Source organism: Flavobacterium sp. UGB4466, from assembly GCF_903469665.1.
Lineage (GTDB): Bacteria > Bacteroidota > Bacteroidia > Flavobacteriales > Flavobacteriaceae > Flavobacterium > Flavobacterium lipolyticum.
In genome coordinates this window covers 1-18,971 of sequence record NZ_CAGKLC010000087.1, presented here as the reverse complement: position 1 = coordinate 18,971, position 18,971 = coordinate 1, and the positions used below count along the sequence as shown (strand labels likewise).

The 18,971-nt window shown below is 35.4% G+C and carries 20 protein-coding genes; 13 read left to right on the top strand and 7 right to left on the bottom strand.

All coding sequences use genetic code 11. The features are described 5' to 3' along the window. On the top strand, positions 1–673 hold a 673-nt coding region (locus tag JO950_RS17335; protein ID WP_202703770.1), incomplete at its 5' end, for a LytTR family DNA-binding domain-containing protein. Between the two features lies 1 nt (position 674). On the opposite strand, the gene priA is transcribed toward JO950_RS17335, so the two are convergent. The 5 genes from priA to nadC all read right to left on the bottom strand — a co-directional run bounded on the left by priA (position 675) and on the right by nadC (position 6,344). After that, positions 675–3,125 carry a primosomal protein N' gene (gene priA, locus JO950_RS17330; protein WP_202703769.1) on the bottom strand — a complete coding sequence of 817 codons (2,451 nt, stop codon included), beginning with the start codon at positions 3,123–3,125 and terminating at the stop codon, positions 675–677. Positions 3,126–3,228: 103 nt separating this feature from the next. Further along, positions 3,229–3,972 carry a subclass B1 metallo-beta-lactamase gene (gene bla-B1-FLAV, locus JO950_RS17325; protein ID WP_202703768.1) on the bottom strand — a complete coding sequence of 248 codons (744 nt, stop codon included), beginning with the start codon at positions 3,970–3,972 and terminating at the stop codon, positions 3,229–3,231. A gap of 19 nt (positions 3,973–3,991) precedes the next feature. Beyond that, the gene (locus JO950_RS17320; protein ID WP_202703767.1) at positions 3,992–4,423 is read right to left on the bottom strand and encodes a DUF2147 domain-containing protein; all 432 of its coding nucleotides are present in this window, start codon (positions 4,421–4,423) and stop codon (positions 3,992–3,994) included. 1 nt (position 4,424) lies between these two features. Further along, positions 4,425–5,348 carry a YihY/virulence factor BrkB family protein gene (locus tag JO950_RS17315; protein ID WP_202703766.1) on the bottom strand — a complete coding sequence of 308 codons (924 nt, stop codon included), beginning with the start codon at positions 5,346–5,348 and terminating at the stop codon, positions 4,425–4,427. A gap of 138 nt (positions 5,349–5,486) precedes the next feature. Next, positions 5,487–6,344, bottom strand: a complete 858-nt coding sequence (gene nadC / locus JO950_RS17310) for a carboxylating nicotinate-nucleotide diphosphorylase (protein ID WP_202703765.1) — start codon at positions 6,342–6,344, stop codon at positions 5,487–5,489. 194 nt (positions 6,345–6,538) lie between these two features. Between nadC and JO950_RS17305 the strand changes: the two genes are divergently transcribed. From JO950_RS17305 to rlmH, 7 genes are all read left to right on the top strand, one after another. Continuing rightward, entirely contained in the window at positions 6,539–7,639 is a 1,101-nt protein-coding gene (locus tag JO950_RS17305) for a DNA alkylation repair protein (RefSeq protein ID WP_202703764.1), read from the top strand. Between the two features lie 364 nt (positions 7,640–8,003). Continuing rightward, positions 8,004–8,885: a pirin family protein gene (locus tag JO950_RS17300; protein ID WP_202703763.1), complete on the top strand. Its 882-nt coding sequence runs from the start codon at positions 8,004–8,006 to the stop codon at positions 8,883–8,885. Between the two features lie 2 nt (positions 8,886–8,887). Beyond that, on the top strand, positions 8,888–9,283 hold the full coding sequence (locus JO950_RS17295) for an OsmC family protein (protein WP_202703762.1): 396 nt from the start codon (positions 8,888–8,890) through the stop codon (positions 9,281–9,283). 6 nt (positions 9,284–9,289) lie between these two features. Next, entirely contained in the window at positions 9,290–9,574 is a 285-nt protein-coding gene (locus tag JO950_RS17290) for a GNAT family N-acetyltransferase (RefSeq protein ID WP_070908561.1), read from the top strand. A 746-nt stretch (positions 9,575–10,320) separates the two neighbouring features. Further along, complete coding sequence (locus JO950_RS17285; RefSeq protein ID WP_202703761.1) at positions 10,321–11,739, top strand: adenosine deaminase; 1,419 nt, start codon at positions 10,321–10,323, stop codon at positions 11,737–11,739. Between the two features lie 71 nt (positions 11,740–11,810). Further along, on the top strand, positions 11,811–12,119 hold the full coding sequence (locus JO950_RS17280; protein WP_230001184.1) for an antibiotic biosynthesis monooxygenase: 309 nt from the start codon (positions 11,811–11,813) through the stop codon (positions 12,117–12,119). 3 nt (positions 12,120–12,122) lie between these two features. Beyond that, complete coding sequence (gene rlmH, locus JO950_RS17275; RefSeq protein WP_026982293.1) at positions 12,123–12,596, top strand: 23S rRNA (pseudouridine(1915)-N(3))-methyltransferase RlmH; 474 nt, start codon at positions 12,123–12,125, stop codon at positions 12,594–12,596. A 92-nt stretch (positions 12,597–12,688) separates the two neighbouring features. Here rlmH and JO950_RS17270 read toward each other — a convergent pair whose 3' ends face one another. After that, positions 12,689–13,336, bottom strand: a complete 648-nt coding sequence (locus JO950_RS17270) for a hypothetical protein (protein ID WP_202703760.1) — start codon at positions 13,334–13,336, stop codon at positions 12,689–12,691. 48 nt (positions 13,337–13,384) lie between these two features. Continuing rightward, the gene (folP, locus tag JO950_RS17265) at positions 13,385–14,209 is read right to left on the bottom strand and encodes a dihydropteroate synthase (RefSeq protein WP_202703759.1); all 825 of its coding nucleotides are present in this window, start codon (positions 14,207–14,209) and stop codon (positions 13,385–13,387) included. Between the two features lie 355 nt (positions 14,210–14,564). Between folP and JO950_RS17260 the strand changes: the two genes are divergently transcribed. From JO950_RS17260 to tpiA, 5 genes are all read left to right on the top strand, one after another. Further along, entirely contained in the window at positions 14,565–15,107 is a 543-nt protein-coding gene (locus JO950_RS17260) for a DUF1599 domain-containing protein (RefSeq protein ID WP_202703758.1), read from the top strand. A 92-nt stretch (positions 15,108–15,199) separates the two neighbouring features. After that, positions 15,200–16,300: a BT_3928 family protein gene (locus tag JO950_RS17255; protein ID WP_202703757.1), complete on the top strand. Its 1,101-nt coding sequence runs from the start codon at positions 15,200–15,202 to the stop codon at positions 16,298–16,300. A gap of 503 nt (positions 16,301–16,803) precedes the next feature. Continuing rightward, entirely contained in the window at positions 16,804–17,157 is a 354-nt protein-coding gene (locus JO950_RS17250; RefSeq protein WP_202703756.1) for a hypothetical protein, read from the top strand. A 400-nt stretch (positions 17,158–17,557) separates the two neighbouring features. After that, the gene (locus JO950_RS17245; protein WP_202703755.1) at positions 17,558–18,052 is read left to right on the top strand and encodes a TlpA disulfide reductase family protein; all 495 of its coding nucleotides are present in this window, start codon (positions 17,558–17,560) and stop codon (positions 18,050–18,052) included. A 73-nt stretch (positions 18,053–18,125) separates the two neighbouring features. Then, positions 18,126–18,878 (top strand): triose-phosphate isomerase, encoded by a 753-nt coding sequence (tpiA, locus tag JO950_RS17240; RefSeq protein WP_202703754.1) that lies wholly within the window; start codon positions 18,126–18,128, stop codon positions 18,876–18,878. Positions 18,879–18,971: the final 93 nt, after the last annotated feature.

Here is an 18,971-nt window from a genome sequence, read left to right as displayed (position 1 = left end):
TGATAGTTCTATACAAAGAACTATTATTGCAAAATTAGTTAATAATCACCCAGGTTTGCATTTAATCGGGGATTTTTCAAATGCAATAGAGGCAAAAAGCTGTATCTCTCTAAATAATATTGACTTAATTTTTCTTGATATAGAAATGCCCGTTATTAATGGGTTTGATTTTCTTGACGGACTAAAATCTAAGCCACAAATTATATTTATTACTTCTAAAGCAGAATATGCTTTAAAAGCTTTCGATTACGACGCTACAGATTACCTTCAGAAACCTATTGCGGTAGATCGTTTTAATGCCTCTGTAAAAAGAGCCATTGACATGCATTTACTAAAAAAGGACATCAAAGAAGAAGAAGGCGAACATATATTTATCAAAAGTAATCTGAAAAAACTCAAAATATTCACTGCAAAAATCAAATGGATTGAAGCTTTTGGTGATTATGTGAGAGTGGTTACCGAAGACGACAGTAATCTGGTGCTCTCGACCATGAAATCTTTTGAAAACGATCTTTCAAAAGACAAGTTCATTCGTGTGCACAAATCCTATATTATTAACATTGATAAAGTAGAACGCTTTAACAGTAAATTTGCTGAGATTGGCATTACCAAAATCCCTCTTAGCCGAAACAAAAAAGAAGATCTGGTAAAAGCACTCTCCACTTCTTCTTAATTTAATAGAAGTCAACATTAGCAATAACTTTTATAGCTCTGTACTGAGCAACAGCCTCAAAACTATTCAGCATCTTCTGAATAGTTTTTTTCGTATTAACCAAATGCTGGTTCTGCGGAATCTTAATCAAAATCGTTCGGATATACTCATTTCTGATCCTGCTGATCGCTGGTTCTTCCGGCCCCAGTACCGGCATATTCAAATTTTGACTCAAAACCTGATACAGCCACACCGAACCCTCCTTTAATTTATCGAAATCACGATGCTTTAAAGTCAGTTTTATAATTCTGAAATAAGGCGGATATCTGTAAATCTGGCGATCATACAATTGCTCCTTATACATACCTATATAATTATGGTTGGTCACCTGCTGAATCGTATTGTGATTCGGATTATAGGTTTGAATCACGACTTTCCCTTGTTTTTCAGATCTACCGGCTCTCCCCGCAACTTGTGTCATCATTTGATAACTCCGTTCAAAGGCCCTAAAATCGGGATGATGCAGCATATTATCCGCATTCATAATTCCAACCAAACTTACATTATCAAAATCCAGTCCTTTCGCCAGCATTTGCGTACCGACCAAAATATCAATTTCACGATTTTTAAAGGAATCTATTATTTTTTCGAAACCAAATTTACCACGAGTCGTATCCTGATCCATTCGACCGGTTTTGGCTTTGGGAAAAAGTGTAACCAGCTCCTGTTCGATTTGTTCTGTACCGAATCCTTTAGTCGTCAAATCGATACTCGAACAGCTATGACAATGTGTTGGTTTTGCAATCGAATAACCACAATAGTGACAACGCAACTGATTTTTATGTTTGTGAAAAGTCAGACTCACATCACACTGCTGGCAATGCGGTACATGACCACAGGTCATACATTCTATTATAGGTGAATATCCTCGTCGGTTCTGGAACAAAATAATTTGCTCTCCCAAAGACAAAGCCTCTCCTATTTCTTCTATTAAAAGATCACTAAAATGTCCGGTCATTTTTTTTCTGAAATGCTTGTCTTTCAAATCCACTAAAAGAATTTCAGGCATTCGTACATTATTATAACGCTCCGTAAGCGACACCAAACCATACTTATCGGCTTGTGCATTAAAATAGGTTTCAATACTTGGTGTCGCCGAGCCCAACAATACTTTTGCTTTATGAAAATTAGCCAAAACAATTGCCGCATCTCTGGCATGATAACGTGGCGCAGGATCGGTTTGCTTAAAAGTCTGTTCGTGCTCTTCGTCTACAATCAACAAACCTAAATTGTCAAAAGGCAAAAACAGAGCCGACCTTGCTCCTATTACAATTTGCGCTTTCTCCGAATTTTCAAGAGTCTGCTTCCAAACCTCAACTCTTTCATTATTACTGTATTTAGAATGAAAAACAGCTACTTTATCACCAAAATAAAGTCTTAATCTTGAAACTAATTGTGTCGTTAAAGCGATTTCGGGCAGCAAATAAAGAACCTGTCTTCCCGTTTCCAGATATTCTTCAATCAGTTTGATATAAATCTCTGTTTTACCACTTGAGGTAACTCCATGCAGTAAACATACTTCTTTCTCCGAGAGACTCTCTTTAATAGCTGTAAAAGCTCTAGTCTGCGCTTCACTTAACAACAATTGATCGTCTGTTGTTCGCCCTGTAAACAAAACTCTATCCTGCTGTAAAAGATACTCCTCAAAAATCTCTTTATCAATCAGAGCTTTTACGGCAGCCGAAGTAGAATTTGAAACCTCAACCAACTTTTTCACAGTGATTGGTTTCTTTTCAGAGGCCATAATTTGAAAATACGCCAGCACCAATTCCTTTTGCTTATTGGCATTTTTTAGAACTTCCAGCAATTCTCCTAAACCATTATCGGATTCATATTTAGCATGCAGCTTCACATATCGAACCAGTTTTGGTTTGTATCCTTCTTTAATTTCTTCTTCTAGAACAATAATATTTCGGGCAATCATTTTTTGAAGAACAGGAAGAATATTTTTCTTATTCAGCATCGAAATAATTTCCTGAATTCTTAAAGAACTTTGCTGCTGCAGGGCTTCATAGACTAAATATTCATCATCAGAAAGTTCGTCCTGATTTACCTCCGCATCAGTTTTATACGAAACAACCGTTTCACTCTCTAACAACAGGCCACTTGGAAAAGCTCCTCGATAGACATCACCGATAGCACACATATAATAATTCGCCACCCAAAGCCAGTGCTTGATCTGAACTTCGGTCGCAATAGGTTTTTCATCTAATATCTGATGAATTTCCTTGGCTTCATACAAACCCGGTTCATTTTGATGCAACTCAATAACCAATGCCGTATAAATTTTATTTTTACCAAATGGTACCGCAACCCGCATTCCTTTTTTAATAAAATGGAATTCAGCCTCAGAAACACGATAGGTAAAAGTTTTAGCTAATGAAAGCGGTAAAACGACTTCGATAAAAAACATGTGGATATTTTATAACATTTATAACGGAAGATGGACCTTAAACCAACTTCTTTCCAACCAAATCATAAAAATAAATTTACTTTTGATTCAGAACAATAGAGTATTACTTACCAGAAGGCTTTGCTGCATTGTATTCCTTAACCAGTTTTAGTGTATGCTTCAAAGAAGTCAAATCTTTCAAATCATCATGACCCGTAACAATGTATTTTGGGTTTTTAAACTTCGACTGTACTTTCAGAATAGATTTCTGCCATTCTTTAACATCTGCATCTCCAAGATAGCCCAAATCTTTTGCTTCCACACTTTTAACAAAACAACCTCCATAAAGTACTTTTTGCTTATTGAACCAAACCACAATATTATCTGACGCGTGTCCTTTTCCCGGGTAATACACTTCAAAAGTATATTTACCCACTGTAAACAAGGTGTCATCCGGAATAACAAACTCAGCTCTTGCTTCCTTATTTTTCTCCAGAATCTGATCTGTTGCTTTTATCGTATAGGTTTTAATTCCTTTTTTACGGTAGAAATCCAAACCACCCGCCCTGTCTTCATGGGAGTGCGTGGCAAAGTGCATCACAACTTCTTTATGATGTCTTGCTTTAATACTGTCCAGCAAAGGCTGAAATTGTGTTTTGTCCCAAGGCGCGTCAAACAGGACAACTCCTTTATCTGTAACCAAATACATGGCATTGGCCGAAATCAGCGTACCTTTATAATCGTGAAACGTCTTATAAACATAAAAGTCACCCGTAAGATGACTTATTTGTAATGGCGAATTCTTAGATTGTGCAAAACTATGGGATAGCTGTACCAGAAATAAAGCTATCAATGCTAATTTTCGCATTTTATTATTTTTTATAAAATTAATTCTTCACTCTGCTCCAGTATTGTGTTCTTCCCATGATAGAAATACCAACATAACCACGAAGTTTTAGTTTATCTGCTGATTCTAATGCGATATAACATTTGTATTTTTTTCCGCTTGTTGGATCTAAAATAGTTCCTCCACTGTATTCAGAACCGTCTTTTTTAAGTCCGTTGATGATCACCATACCCAAAATTGGTTTGTTTTTATCTGCTCCGTCACATTTAGTACATAAATCCTTTTTGTGGTTTTCGCGAAGTATTTCTACAATTTTGCCATACACTTTACCGGATTTTTCATAAATCTCTACAATCGATTTAGCTTCACCGGTTTCATCATCAACTGTTTTCCATTTTCCAATTACACCCTGGCCCTGAATCGTGCCTAATGTTAGAAAAAAAACACCAATCGTTAACATCCAATTTTTCATCTTATTTATTTTTTTTTTGTTTTAATTTTCTGATAGAGGCATTCAATTCAAATCCCAAAAGCAGAATCATACAGTTTATCCAAATATAAAACATTAGAATTAATAATGTACCTATCGAACCATAAAGTTCGTTATATTTTGAGAATTTTATAACCCAAATCCCAAAAAAGAATGAGGATATCACAATTAAAATAGTTGTAAAAACAGACCCAATACTTATAAAAGGCACTTTGTTATATTGCCTCGTACCATAACGCAATAATAGTGAAGAGGTTATCAGAATCATTAAAACAACGAACAAATATCGCCCCAAAATAATCAACGGAATGCGATCGCTTAACACATCCTGAATGATTGTTTTTTGAATGAATACCTCAAAAACAACAATTGTTGCTACTGTTACAAACAATATAATCGTCATGATGAGTGAAATTGCCAGCGCCACCAGATACTGATTCAGAAAACCGCGTTTATCAAAGACATGTTTCGAGGATTCGAAACCGCTCAGAATACCGTTAATACCATTTGCCATTAAAAATATCGAAAGCAAAAATCCCGACGACAATAAACCGGAGTGACTGTTGTTTAAAATATCACTTATAATCTTACTGATCGCCTCATAGGTATTCGGAGGAACTCCCTGTTGCACAAACTGCAAAAAGTCCTGCTGAAATCCTTCAATAGGAATAAAGGGAATTAAGTTTAAAATAAATAATGCAAAAGGAAATAAAGCCATAAAGAAGCTGAACGAAACAGCACTCGCATGATACGAAAATGCTCCTTCAATAATACCGATGGTATACATTTCAAGCAAATCATATAACGAAAAACCTTCAAGCCAGGGTAATTTTATTCTCTTGAAAAAACGAACTACAGATCGCACCACAGGAACTTTCTCAATCCGCTCTTCTATCTCTTTTGACATATTATTTTAGATTTTTAGATCTTTAGATATTAGATTGTTAGATTTTTTAATTCTTAGATTACTGGATATTAGATTCATATAAACTGTATCTTTCTTTACTCACATTCCACAACTCACAACTCATAACTCACAACTTAATTAAAAAGCCTTCAAACTTAAATCCATGTTATAAACAGAGTGCGTAAGTGCTCCTGATGAAATGTAATCGACACCGCAGAGTCCGTATTCACGAATTGTTTTTTCATTAATATTGCCCGAAGATTCCGTCTGGCATTTATTGCCTATTAATTGCACTGCTGTTTTAGTGTCTTCGTAATTAAAATTATCGATTAGAATTCTGTGAACGCCTTCACTTAATAAAATTTCGCGAATCTCATCTAAATTTCTGGCCTCGACAATAATTTTCAAATCTAAATTATTCTCTTTTAAATACTCTTTGGTTTTCTTGATTGCCAATGTAATTCCTCCTGCAAAATCAATATGATTGTCTTTCAGCATGACCATATCGTACAATGCAAAACGATGGTTTTCTCCTCCTCCAATCTTGACAGCCCATTTTTCAGCAACTCTGAAATTTGGAGTCGTTTTACGGGTATCTAATATTTTAGCTCCGGTTCCGTCCAATAGCTGCACATACTGATCTGTTTTGGTCGCAATGGCCGACATACGCTGCATACTATTCAAAACCACTCTCTCTGCTTTTAAAATAGACTGAGAACTTCCTGAAACTTCAAAAACTACATCACCATATTCTACATGAGTTCCGTCTTCTATAAAAACTTTCATTTTTAATTTCGGATCTACGTATTCAAAAATCATTTTCGCCAATGCAACACCGGCAATAATTCCCTGGTCTTTTACCAGTAATTTAGCCTGCCCATGTGCCGTGTCCGGAATACAAGCCAGTGAACTGTAATCTCCCGTACCTACATCTTCCCGAATTGCATTGCTGATTAATAATTGTAATTCGCTTTGAAACTGTTCTTCGCTAATCATTTTCCTAAAATTTTTATATGATGCTAAAGTAGGACATATTTTGTGGATTTAAAAGCTTCGCTTTGATTTTAAAATTGAAAAATTAGCCGAAGATTGAGGAAAATAAAGATTAAACTCTTAACTAAACTTAATCTTTTACCAGCTCCAATAATTAACAAACATTAAATATCTTTGAGGTTCATTCAAACAAAATCATGGGATTAATTAAAGACATTTACTCCGTTTCTTTCTACGAACAATTTGGTCAAGCTGTTACTGAAGTACACCCAACATTTGACAAACAAAAATTCATTGCAGCCATTTACGAAGGCGATTTTAGCCAAAAAGAATGGAAAGACCGCATGAAACACACCACGGTTGTTTTACATCAATTTATGCCTGAAAATTTCCCGGAAGCTGTTTCTTTACTGGACAAGATCATTGAAAGCTTAAAGAAAAACAGTTTTACCGATAGCAATCTGGCATTTATATTTTTTGCCGATTATATTGAAATGTACGGCTTGGATGATTTTAAAACTTCAGCGAAAGCCTTTGTTTCTATCACGCAATTTATAAGCTGCGAATTTGCTGTTCGTCCTTTTATTCTAAAATACAAAGAACAGATGATTGATGAAATGACCAAATGGTCTCTGCATAAAAATCATCATGTTCGCAGATTGGCCAGTGAAGGTAGCCGACCAAGATTACCCTGGGCAATGGCGATTCCGTACTTAAAAAAAGACCCTGACTCTATTCTGCCAATTTTAGAGAATTTAAAAAACGATCCTTCGGAATATGTGCGTCGAAGTGTCGCCAATAACCTGAACGATATCGTAAAAGACAATCCGCAAATCGTCTTGGAAATTGCCTGTAAATGGCAAGGTCATAGCAAAGAAACAGATGGAATCATCAAACACGGCTGTCGTACTTTATTAAAACAGGGACATCCTGAAATTCTGAATCATTATGGTCTGAACAATGCTAATATTGAACTTTCTTCTTTTGAAATCAAGACACCAATTGTAAAAATTGGAGACTATCTGCAGTTTCAATTTCATCTGAACAATAAAAATAATGAGCCGAAAACGATTCGTTTAGAATATGCTGTTCACTATAGAAAAGCGAAAGGGCATCTGGCAAAAAAAGTCTTTAAAATTAGTGAGAAGATTTATCTCCCAAATGAAACCATTAAAGTAGAGCGAAATCAGTCATTTAAAATCATTACAACACGTGTTTTTCATACCGGAAAACATCAGTTGTCTATTATCATTAATGGCACTGAGAGTGAAACATTGGAGTTTGAATTGATTGAATGATTAAAACAAGAACGCTAATCACACCAATTAACACAAATTGATTGAGTAAATTTTTAAACACATAGAAACATAGTTTTTGATTGTACCTATAAAGTCATTTTAAATAAGACTCATCATTTTGTGAAAAAATCTTGATTTTCTTGAATCTTCCTCCGCATCCTATTTAGGATTCTATGTTTCTATGAGTTCAATCATAACACAAAATTAGTTCGTGAAAATTGGTGTTCTTTTTCAATTCAAATCAAATCTTTTTAATTCTATTCCTTACTTTTATAAAGAATACCAAAAACAAACTTTCTTAATCTAAATTAAGTTACAGATTGTGACTACAGCTGTAATTTTGCTTTCAACTAAAACAAAGAACATGTCAAATATCAGTTTAATCATCGAAGAACGCGCTGCCAATATTGGTAATTTTATGGTAGGTCGTCTATTGCCTTTCCGTGAAAAAAGAGCCGTTGGTCCTTTTGTATTTATCGACCATATGGGTCCCGCACATTTAAATCAGTATCAAAATATGGATGTTCCTCCACATCCGCATATCGGACTTTCTACTTTGACTTTTTTATTTGAAGGCAGCATTATGCATCGCGACAGTCTGGGTACCGAACTGGAAATAAAACCCGGTGCCGTAAACTGGATGACAGCCGGAAAAGGGATCGTACATTCAGAGCGGACTCCTGAATATTTAAGACATTCTGACAAGATGCTTCACGGTCTTCAAATTTGGGTGGCATTACCTAAAGAACTGGAAGAAATGGATCCTAACTTTACGCATGTAGAAGCCAGTGATATTCCGAGCTGGGAAGAAGATGGCGTTTCGTATAAATTAATCGCGGGAGAAGCATTTGGTAAAAAATCACCTGTTCCTGTGTATAGTCCGCTTTATTTTATTGAAATCAAAAGCACCGAAGTCCGAAAAATCAACATTGGAAAGGATCTTTTTGGCGAAAGCGGTTTATACATTCTGGAAGGAAGTATTAAAAGCGGTGAACACATTTACGATCCGAAACAAATTCTGATTACCAACGACAGTACTTTATGCGAGTTCGAAATAGCCGAAAACACAACGGTTTATATTTTTGGAGGACAGCCCTTTCCGGAAGAACATTTTATCTTTTGGAATTTTGTTTCCTCTGATAAAAACCGAATAGAAAAAGCTAAAAAAGACTGGACAGAACAGACTTTCCCTAAGGTTCCGGGCGAAACGGATTTTGTTCCTTTACCTGATCCTAAAATGAGATAACTATGAATACACTATCAGCACATATCGATACCCGTTTGTATCGCACGGAGATCACATCTGCCAGCGGAAATATTGTAATTGCAGATGAGCCGCAAGAAATGGGGGGCAAAAACTTAGGATTTAGTCCGTCAGAACTGTTGGCCTCTTCTCTGGCCTCCTGTACTTTGATCACACTTCGCATGTATATCAATCGCAAACAATGGGAGGTTACCGAAATCAATATCAAAGTTGACTTTGAAAGAGATCTCGACCAAAAAATCTCCTTGTTTACAAGAAAAATAGAAATTATCGGCGAGGTCGACGACAAGCAAAGACAACGTCTTGAAGCCATTGCTAACAGCTGTCCGATACATAAAACATTAACAAATTCAATCGAAATAAAAACCACACTAATATAACACATCATGGAAATTCAACAAATAAACGATACAAGAAGAGGCTATTTTGAAGCTGTAGAAGACGGAAAACAAGCCGGAAAAATGACTTATACCTGGGCTGGTGATTCAAAATTCATCATCGACCATACCGAAGTAAATGAGGAATTTAACGGAAGAGGCGTCGGTAAAAAACTGGTCATGGCCGCTGTAGAATATGCCCGAACTAATAACCTGAAAATTATCCCGCTTTGTCCTTTTGCAAAAAGCGTTTTTGATAAGGTCGAGGAAATTCACGACGTACTTTTTTCTTAAAGAGGCTGAGGGACTGAGGCTCTAAGTTTTTTTTTTAACCGCAAGGCTCGCAAAGAATTACGCAAAGTTCGCAAAGTTTTTTTAGGTAAAGCGTTGCGAACTTTGTGTTTATATAAAATTCAGCACATAACAAAACCTTGTGCTCTTGGCGGTAAAATTATTCCAGAAACTGCGCCAGCAGAGCGTAACCTAAATCTTTTAAGAAGTTTTTTTTGAACCGCAAGACTCGCAAAGTTGTTTAGGTAAAGCGTTGCGAACTTTGCGTTTATATAAAATTTAGCACATAACAAAACCTTGCGCTCTTGGCGGTAAAAATTATTCCCAAAATCTGCTCCAGCAGAGCGTAACCTAAATCTTTTAAGAAGTTTTTTTTAACCGCAAGGCTCGCAAAGAATTACGCAAAGTTCGCAAAGTTTTTTTAGGTAAAGCGTTGCGAACTTTGCGTTTATATAAAATTTAGCACATAACAAAACCTTGCGCTCTTGGCGGTAAAATTATTCCCAAAACTGCTCCAGCAGAGCGTAACCTAAATCTTTTAAGAAGTTTTTTTTGAACCGCAAGGCTCGCAAAGAATTACGCAAAGTTCGAAAAGTTTTTTTAGGTAAAGCGTTGCGAACTTTGCGTTTATATAAAATTTAGCACATAACAAAACCTTGCGCTCTTGGCGGTAAAAAAACAACACAACGAAATCAATTTTTAAATCTCGGCAGAAACTCGTATATTTGCATGTAATTTAAACTTAGAGTATGACAAGGATAATTACACTTTTCTGTATTTTCATAGCACAGATCGGCTTTTCTCAAACGGCTGATAGTTATTTAGAAAAAATAAGAAATAACGAAGCGCTCTCCACAGCTTTCTTCCAACAAATGCCAAAAGGCGGTGATTTACACCATCATTTTTCCGGATCGATTTATGCAGAACCTCTTTTAGAAAGAGCTATTGCAGAAGATTTTTATCTGAATACAGAAACGATGGCGGTATCTAAAACCAAACCTTCAATAGGCAACTGGCAAACGTTCTCTTCTCTAAAAAACGATGGAAAACTGGCTTATTATGAACAGCAAATCATGCAAACCTGGTCGGCTAAAGATTATAACGGGGTAAGTGTTCCTTCTGATGATTTGTTTTTTGATTCTTTCCAAAAATTCGAATCAACAATCCAGGGTCATTTCGCTGAAGGAATGCTGGAATTAAAAAAACGTGCTCTGGCTGAAAATGTAAGTTATATCGAAACTCAATTATCAACGATTCCGTGTGATATGAATGTTTCTGACCTTGCTGATTTCAATGCAAAACTTCGTCAGGCCGCGACTCAAAAAGATGAAAAAGCGGCTATAAAGCTTTTAGACGAATTGTACCAATCACTTCAAAAGAAAGAAGCCAAAAAATATGCTGCAGACTTCAACACTAATTTTATTGCCAAACTGCACAAGGATCTGAAAATTGACGACGAGCGCTTTACGATGCGCTATCAGAATTTTGTCCTTCGCTTTATGGATCCTGTAGATTTATTTAAAAACCTGACGATTGCCTTTATTTCTGCCAACGACAGCAAATTGGTTGCAGGTGTAAACATTGTTTCACCGGAACATGGCGAAAACTCCATGAAGGATTACTGGCTGCACATGGTCATGTTTAAATACTGTAATTCTAAGTTTCCTAATGTAAAATACACGCTTCATGCCGGTGAACTGACTTTAGGACTGGTTCAGCCGGAAGAATTAACCTGGCACATCAACGACGCTATTCACATCGCCGGAGCCAACAGAATCGGACATGGCGTTGACATTGCGTATGAAGCAAATTCTTATGATTTATTGCGTCACATGGCTCAAAGAAATATTCCAATCGAGATTAACTTAACGAGTAACGAGTTCATTTTGAAAGTAAAGGAAAACAGACATCCGTTTACACTTTACAAAGAATTTAATGTGCCTATTGTAATTAGTACAGACGATGCCGGAATCTTAAGGACCAATATGACAGAGCAATATGTTTTATTAGCCAAACGATACCCTGATGTTTCCTATGCAACGATAAAAAAATACGTATACAACAGCATTAACTACAGTTTTATTCAGGATGAAGCGGTTAAGAAGCAATTGATTAAGGATCTGGACAACCGTTTTAAAACTTTCGAAGCGAAGTTCTCTAAAAACTAGTACCACTAAAAATCTGCTTAATCTGCGGGAAAAAAATTACTCTCGCAGATTAAGCGGATAAAATCATAATAATGAATATGATTCTGGAAGCTGCATTTCTTTTTGTTAAACCGGAATTGGCCTCTCAATTTGAAGCTGATTTTACGAAAGCAAGTCAATACATTTCCTCTATAAATGGATACTCAGGACATCGTTTAGAGAAATGTCTTGAAGTCGAAAACAAATATCTTTTATTGGTAGATTGGAATACTCTTGAAGATCATACAGTGGGTTTTAGAACCTCTGAGGCTTATCTGCAATGGAAAAAGATCTTACACCACTACTACGAACCTTTTCCGATTGTAGAACATTTTGAAACGGTTTTTGAAAACAAAAAATAAGCAATGAATATCAAACTTATCGCCATTGGCAAAACAGACAACAAATCGCTTCAAACTTTAATTGACGATTATACTAAACGTTTGTCGTTTTATATCAAATTTGATTTGGAGATTATTCCGGATATCAAAAATGTAAAGAATTTATCCGAAAGTCAGCAAAAAGAAAAGGAAGGTGAATTGATACTGTCGAAACTCTCGCCAACGGATCAACTGATTCTATTGGATGAAAACGGCAAAAACTTCTCCAGTGTTGGTTTTTCTGAAGAGTTACAAAAGAAAATGAATTCAGGAATCAAAACTCTGGTCTTCGTAATTGGTGGACCTTATGGATTTTCAGATACGGTATACAGCAAAGCACAGGGCAAAATCTCGCTTTCGCTAATGACGTTTTCCCACCAGATGGTGCGTTTGTTTTTTATTGAACAATTGTATAGAGGATTTACTATTTTAAGGAACGAACCTTATCACCATCAATAATTATCAATTGTTAATTATTAATTGCTCTTCTTAGCTAATACAACTTATTGCTTATTGCCTAAAGCTTAAAGCTTACAGCCTACAGCCTACAGCTAAAACACAAACTCTTCTTCTTTGTTTATAAAAACAAGAGATTTTTGCTTTAATTCCAATTTTTCGAGGAAAGTTTTGTACTGAATATATTCTCCGTAAGATATATTTTTATCAAATGAAAAAGTAATCTGCGCTTTTGGATTGATGATTAAACTGTCTAAAAACTTTGGCAAATCATTTTTAGGGAAATCATATGTTTTTCTTCCGCTGTATTGTATCATCCCGTTCTTTTTAAAATACAACTGGCTTCTGTTGTTGGCAACTTCCATTTTGTAATACACCTTAGTGAAAGGCAGGAAAGCTAAGTTCTTTCCGATCGAATCGGCGTAGGAATAATAATTTTCAGCATTTTCGTTTTTATGGGCACTGTCAGCTCGCTTTTTCTCTTGTAATTTCATTACTTCCGGAATGACCAATTTTAAAGGCAGGCGCTTGTCAATATTGAAAATCCAATTGGTTGAAATAATGCTGCTTTTTCGGTTCACATCGGCGATGGTATCTTTTCCTTCGGTTTTAAAGAAGATATAAATTGGTGAAAGATCTTCCACATCTTTTACAATCGTAACATTGGATTTTGGAAGTAAAACGTCCTCTTTTTTACCGCAGGAAAAAAGAAGGAAAGCAAGAATCAGCGTAAAGTATTTCATAATTTATTTTTTTAATATAAAACCCACATAAAGTTGTCATTCAAATACTTATACTTTCAGTTTATTAAACAAAGTAACACATTCCACTGCTTCTTTTACATCGTGAACACGAAGAATTTTTGCCCCTTTGGTTAATGCAATAGTATTTAAAAATGTTGTTCCGTTTAAAGCTTCCTGTGGCGTTATATCAAGCGTTTTATAAATCATTGATTTTCTTGAAATCCCGGCTAAAACTGGTAATTCTAACACATTAAAAAGCTCCATTTTTTGCATTACTTCATAATTCTGATCGGTCGTTTTAGCAAAGCCAAAACCCGGATCTAAAATGAGATCATTGATTCCAAAGCTTCTTGCTTTTTTTACCTTTTCTGAGAAATAAAACAACATCTCTTTTACAATATCGTCGTATTGTGTGAGACTCTGCATCGTTTGCGGATTGCCCCGCATGTGCATCATGATGTATGGCACATTGTAGTGCGCAATCACTTCAAACATTTTATCATCTAACTCCCCTGCCGCAATATCATTAATAATGGCTGCACCGCTTTCGATACTTGCTTTGGCAACTTCGGCTCTAAACGTGTCAATCGACAATAAAGCCTTTGGGAAATGTTTTAAAATCAATTCGATCGCCGGAACAATTCGTTCAATTTCCTCTTGTTCTGATACAAATTCTGCACTCGGCTTACTGGAATAAGCTCCAATATCAATAAATGCAGCACCTTCAGAAAGCATTTTACCAACCTGATCAATTATTTCATCTTCATTTTTATACTTTCCACCGTCAAAAAAAGAATTAGGGGTCACATTTAAAATTCCCATTACTTTAGGAATCGATAAATCGATAAGCTGGCCTTTGCAATTAATTGTCATTTGTTCTTATTTTTTTGTTTCAGGTTTTCTTTGTTTCAAGTTTTAGGTTTCAGGTTTCAAGTTTCAGGTTTCAAGTTTCAAGTTTCAGGTTTCAAGTTCCGGAACTTACACAATCTGTATCAACTTGAAACCTGAAACCTGAAACTTTTTTAAACTCTTCCCAGGTTTCAAGTTAAGAAAACTACACGATCTGCGTCAACCTGAAACCTGAAACCTGAAACTTTTATTTATAGTTTCAAAATCCGGCATTAACACTTTGTTTAGAAAAAACTTGAAACAAAGAAAACCTGAAACTTGAAACTTTTCAATATTATCCCTATTTTTGAAGAAATTTTCAGCAAATATACAGCAATAAATGAAGAATACTTCCCTTGAATTTGATAATGTAATTACGGTTTGCCGTACTTTGTTTATTAATAAAATGAAAGATTACGGCAGTGCATGGCGCATATTAAGATTGCCATCCTTAACCGATCAGATTTTTATAAAAGCACAAAGAATCAGAAGTCTGCAGGAAAATGAAGTCCGTAAAATAGACGAAGATGAAAAAGGCGAATTCATTGGAATCATCAATTATTCGATCATGGCACTGATTCAGTTAGAGCTTGGAGTTGTTGATCAGCCTGATTTAGATGTTGAAAAAGCAACTGAACTGTACGATGCTCAGGTAAAACGAACCAAAGAGTTAATGGAAGCCAAAAATCATGATTATGGCGAAGCCTGGCGTGACATGCGCGTAAGTTCCCTGACGGATTTGATTCTGCAAAAAATACTTCGCGTAAAACAAATCGAAGACAATAAGGGGAAAACTATAGTATCTGAAGGCATCGATGCCAATTATCAGGACATGATTAATTATTCTGTTTTTGCTTTAATCTTAAATCCTATCACTAAATAAAATTTCAATCTTAAAAATCCCAAATCCCAAAATTTTATTGAAAAAGTTGGAATTTGGAATTTTATTTTTGAAATTTTAAAATCATTATTTTTATGAAAAACATCATTACCCAATTTTCCAGATTATTTGTCGGAGTACTTTTTATTATTTCCGGACTGATTAAACTAAACGATCCGGTTGGTTTCTCCTATAAATTAGCCGAGTATTTCAGTGAGCCTGTTTTTAACATGCCGTTTCTGGAGCCATTGGCTTTAGGATTAGCCATCTTTTTAGTAATTCTGGAAGTAGTTCTGGGGGTGATGTTATTGGTAGGATACAAATCAAAACTTACGATTTGGGCTTTGTTATTGTTAATCGTTTTCTTCACTTTCCTTACCTTTTACTCTGCTTATTTTGACGTTGTAAAAGATTGTGGATGTTTTGGAGATGCTTTACACTTAACCCCTTGGCAATCTTTCACCAAAGATATTGTTTTACTTTTCTTTATTCTGATACTGTTCATCAATAAAAAACTGGTTAAACCATTATTCTCCAAATTCATCACCAATATGCTTACTTTGGTAAGTATCATTTTGTGTGTTATTATGGCGGTTTGGGTACTCAACCACAATCCGATCAAAGATTTCCGTCCGTACAAAGTAGGAAGCAATATCGAGAAGGGAATGGAGATTCCGGAAGGCGCTCCAAAATCGGTTGTTGAAATGATTTTCATCTACAAAGTAAATGGTGTCGATAAAGAGTTTACAGAAAAAGACCTGATGAACATTCCGGAAGGTGCTACGTTTGTTGACCGCAAAGACAAAGTAATTACAGAAGGTTATGTGCCGCCAATTCACGATTTTACGATGACTAAAGACGATTCTGATTACAAAGACAAATTATTGAAAGAGCCTAAATTATTGGTATTTGTAACGTATGATTTAACATTGTCTAATCCTGAGGGAATGAAAAAATTAGAAACACTGAACAAAGAGGCAAAAACCAAAGGTTATAAAGTAATTGCAATGACGGCTTCGGGCCCTGATGAAATTGCAAAAGCAAAAAAACAATACGGCTTACATGTTGACTTCTATTTTTGTGATGCCACTACTCTAAAAACAATCGAAAGAGCTAATCCTAGCATTGTAGTACTGCAAAATGGAACTGTGGTTCAAAAAGCACATTACAATGATGTGGATGATTTAAAATTATAACTCCTGCTGCTATCTAAAAATAGCTGGTTTTATTACTTTTTAGGATATGGAAATAATCCGTTGCATGTAAAGCTTTTTTACATCCAACGGATTATTTTTTTGCCTCATGAAAAGACTCCATAACAGATAATAAACAAAGTCATATTAAATCAATTTAAAACAGCCTCTGAATAAAAAGAATGGCTATGCATTGCTACTAAGTCAAATCTTACTGAAGTTTGAATTAACTCAAAAAAAACGAATATTACATCATTTCACTCTATTGTTACTTAGTGCCTTAGACTTTCTTGATAAATCCCTTAATTTGATTTGCCACTTATATTTTTAGGATAACCCGTTTGGTCTTTAAAAAAACAGTCGATTTCCTCAAACAAAACAAACTGACAATTAATAACAAAAATTTAAGTCCATTTCTATTTTTCAACAAAAAAAGTAAGAAAAAACTTGCAATATTAATTTCTTTGTGTAACTTTGCTTATTAATTAATTATAATACAACATATTATGGCAACAGAACAAACAAAAGTAATCATTGATTCTTTTACCCCAATTCAGGGACCTTATGGCACAGTTATTACTGCAAAAATTAAAGATCAGGGTATACGGGTAGACCCAACCGATGCTACAACAATAGTAGGTAATCTTTCAAACTCGCAAGGAGGGGAATCTGTTGATTCATGCGATGCCGCTGTAGTGGATTCGGTTACATACACTGAATTTTCCATTACCATACCTACAGACATCGAAAAAGGTCATTTGTACTTTTTTAGCATCGATTTTATCATTATACCTCAATTCGGTGATTCTTCCGAATATTGTTTACAAAGTACCAGTCCTTTCCTGATTACACTGGAGTAGTTTGCAACGCACATTTGAGTTTAACTACCCAAATGCTAATCAAAGAAAAGCTACAATGCTGTACTCCGGTACCGTTTTATTTTACGAGAGACTTACTCAGTCTCTCGTTTTTTTTATCCTCTTTTAATATTAAACCTACTTTTCGTTTCATCTTTGGCCTTCTTAATTTAGCAATTAAGAACATTTTAGTATACCTTTCAGGGGTTATGATCATAAATATGAAATTACCCTGTAAACCATACAACAATATTTAAAGTGCATCAAAGAATACTGCGTTCTTTACTCATTTTATAACCTGAACGTCCTTTTTTGTGATAAAACGAAACAATGTTCAAATTTTGTTAATCTCCATTTGGCATTCCATTTGTTTGTTTAACTTTGTTCGAAATCATTTACCACTATGAAACAAATAACGCTAATCTTTATTGCATTTATCACTTTTTCATGCTCACAAGCTCAGAAAACCAGTTTTTCTAAAGAAGCTTTGTCTGAAAAATTATTAGCAGCCGATGATAGTCAGGTTGCTTTCAAAAACATTTTAAAAAAATACAAAGGCAAAACTTTGTTAATCGAAGTTTGGGCTTCCTGGTGTGGCGACTGTGTAAAAGCAATGCCTCATTTAAAAGAGCTACAAGCCAATAACCCTACTGTTTCTTACTTATTCCTTTCTGCAGACAAAACTGCTGACAAATGGAAAGCCGGAATTGAAAAACACGAATTAAAAGGCGATCATTTTATGATGAACGACGGTATGAAAGGTGTTTTTGGAAAAGCAATTGATTTAGACTGGATTCCGAGATACATCATTATAGACAAAACCGGGAAAATTGTACTCTATCGTGCCATTGAAAAAGATTTTGACAAAATCAATGAAAACTTAAAAGGTTTAAAATAAAAACCGCAATATGCATTGCAATTGCAATGATAAACGTGAATAAAATAAAAGCAAAAAATAAAAAACTACCACAATGAGAAAAAAGATTGTTGCAGGAAACTGGAAAATGCATAAAAACGCAGCACAAACTGAAGAATTATTAAACGAATTAATCGCTAAAATACCTGCACAAACTACCGCACAAGTAATTGTAGCACCAACTTTTGTAAACTTGCAGGCAGCAGCAGCTAAATTAAAAAACACCACTATCGGTGTTGCAGCGCAAAACGTTCATCAGGCTGAAGGCGGTGCTTTTACAGGAGAAATTTCTGCTGACATGCTAACCAGTGTGGATGTAAATACCGTAATTCTGGGTCACTCTGAGCGTCGAGCTATTTTTCACGAAACTGATGCCTTAATTGCTAATAAAGTAGACACTGCTCTAAAACATGACATGACTGTAATTTTCTGCTTTGGAGAGGAATTAAAAGACCGTCAGTCTGACAATCACTTTAATATTGTTGAAAACCAATTGCGCGACGGATTATTCCAGATCGCAAAAGAATCATGGTCTAAGATTGTTTTGGCTTACGAGCCGGTTTGGGCAATCGGAACAGGAGAAACGGCTTCACCGGAGCAAGCACAGGAAATGCACGAATTTATCAGAGAGGTTGTTCGTAAAGCATTTGGCGCAACTATCGCTGATGAAGTTTCTATTCTTTACGGTGGTTCTGTTAAACCTGAAAATGCTAAAGAAATCTTCTCTAAACCAGATGTAGATGGTGGTTTAATTGGTGGTGCAGCTTTAAAAGCGGATGACTTTTTAGCGATTGTTACTGCTGTCTAGGTCTTTAGATCTTTAGATCTTTAGATTGTTAGATCTTTGGATTATTAGATTATTAGATTATTGGACATTTCAGCTAATTAAATCATTGAGAAT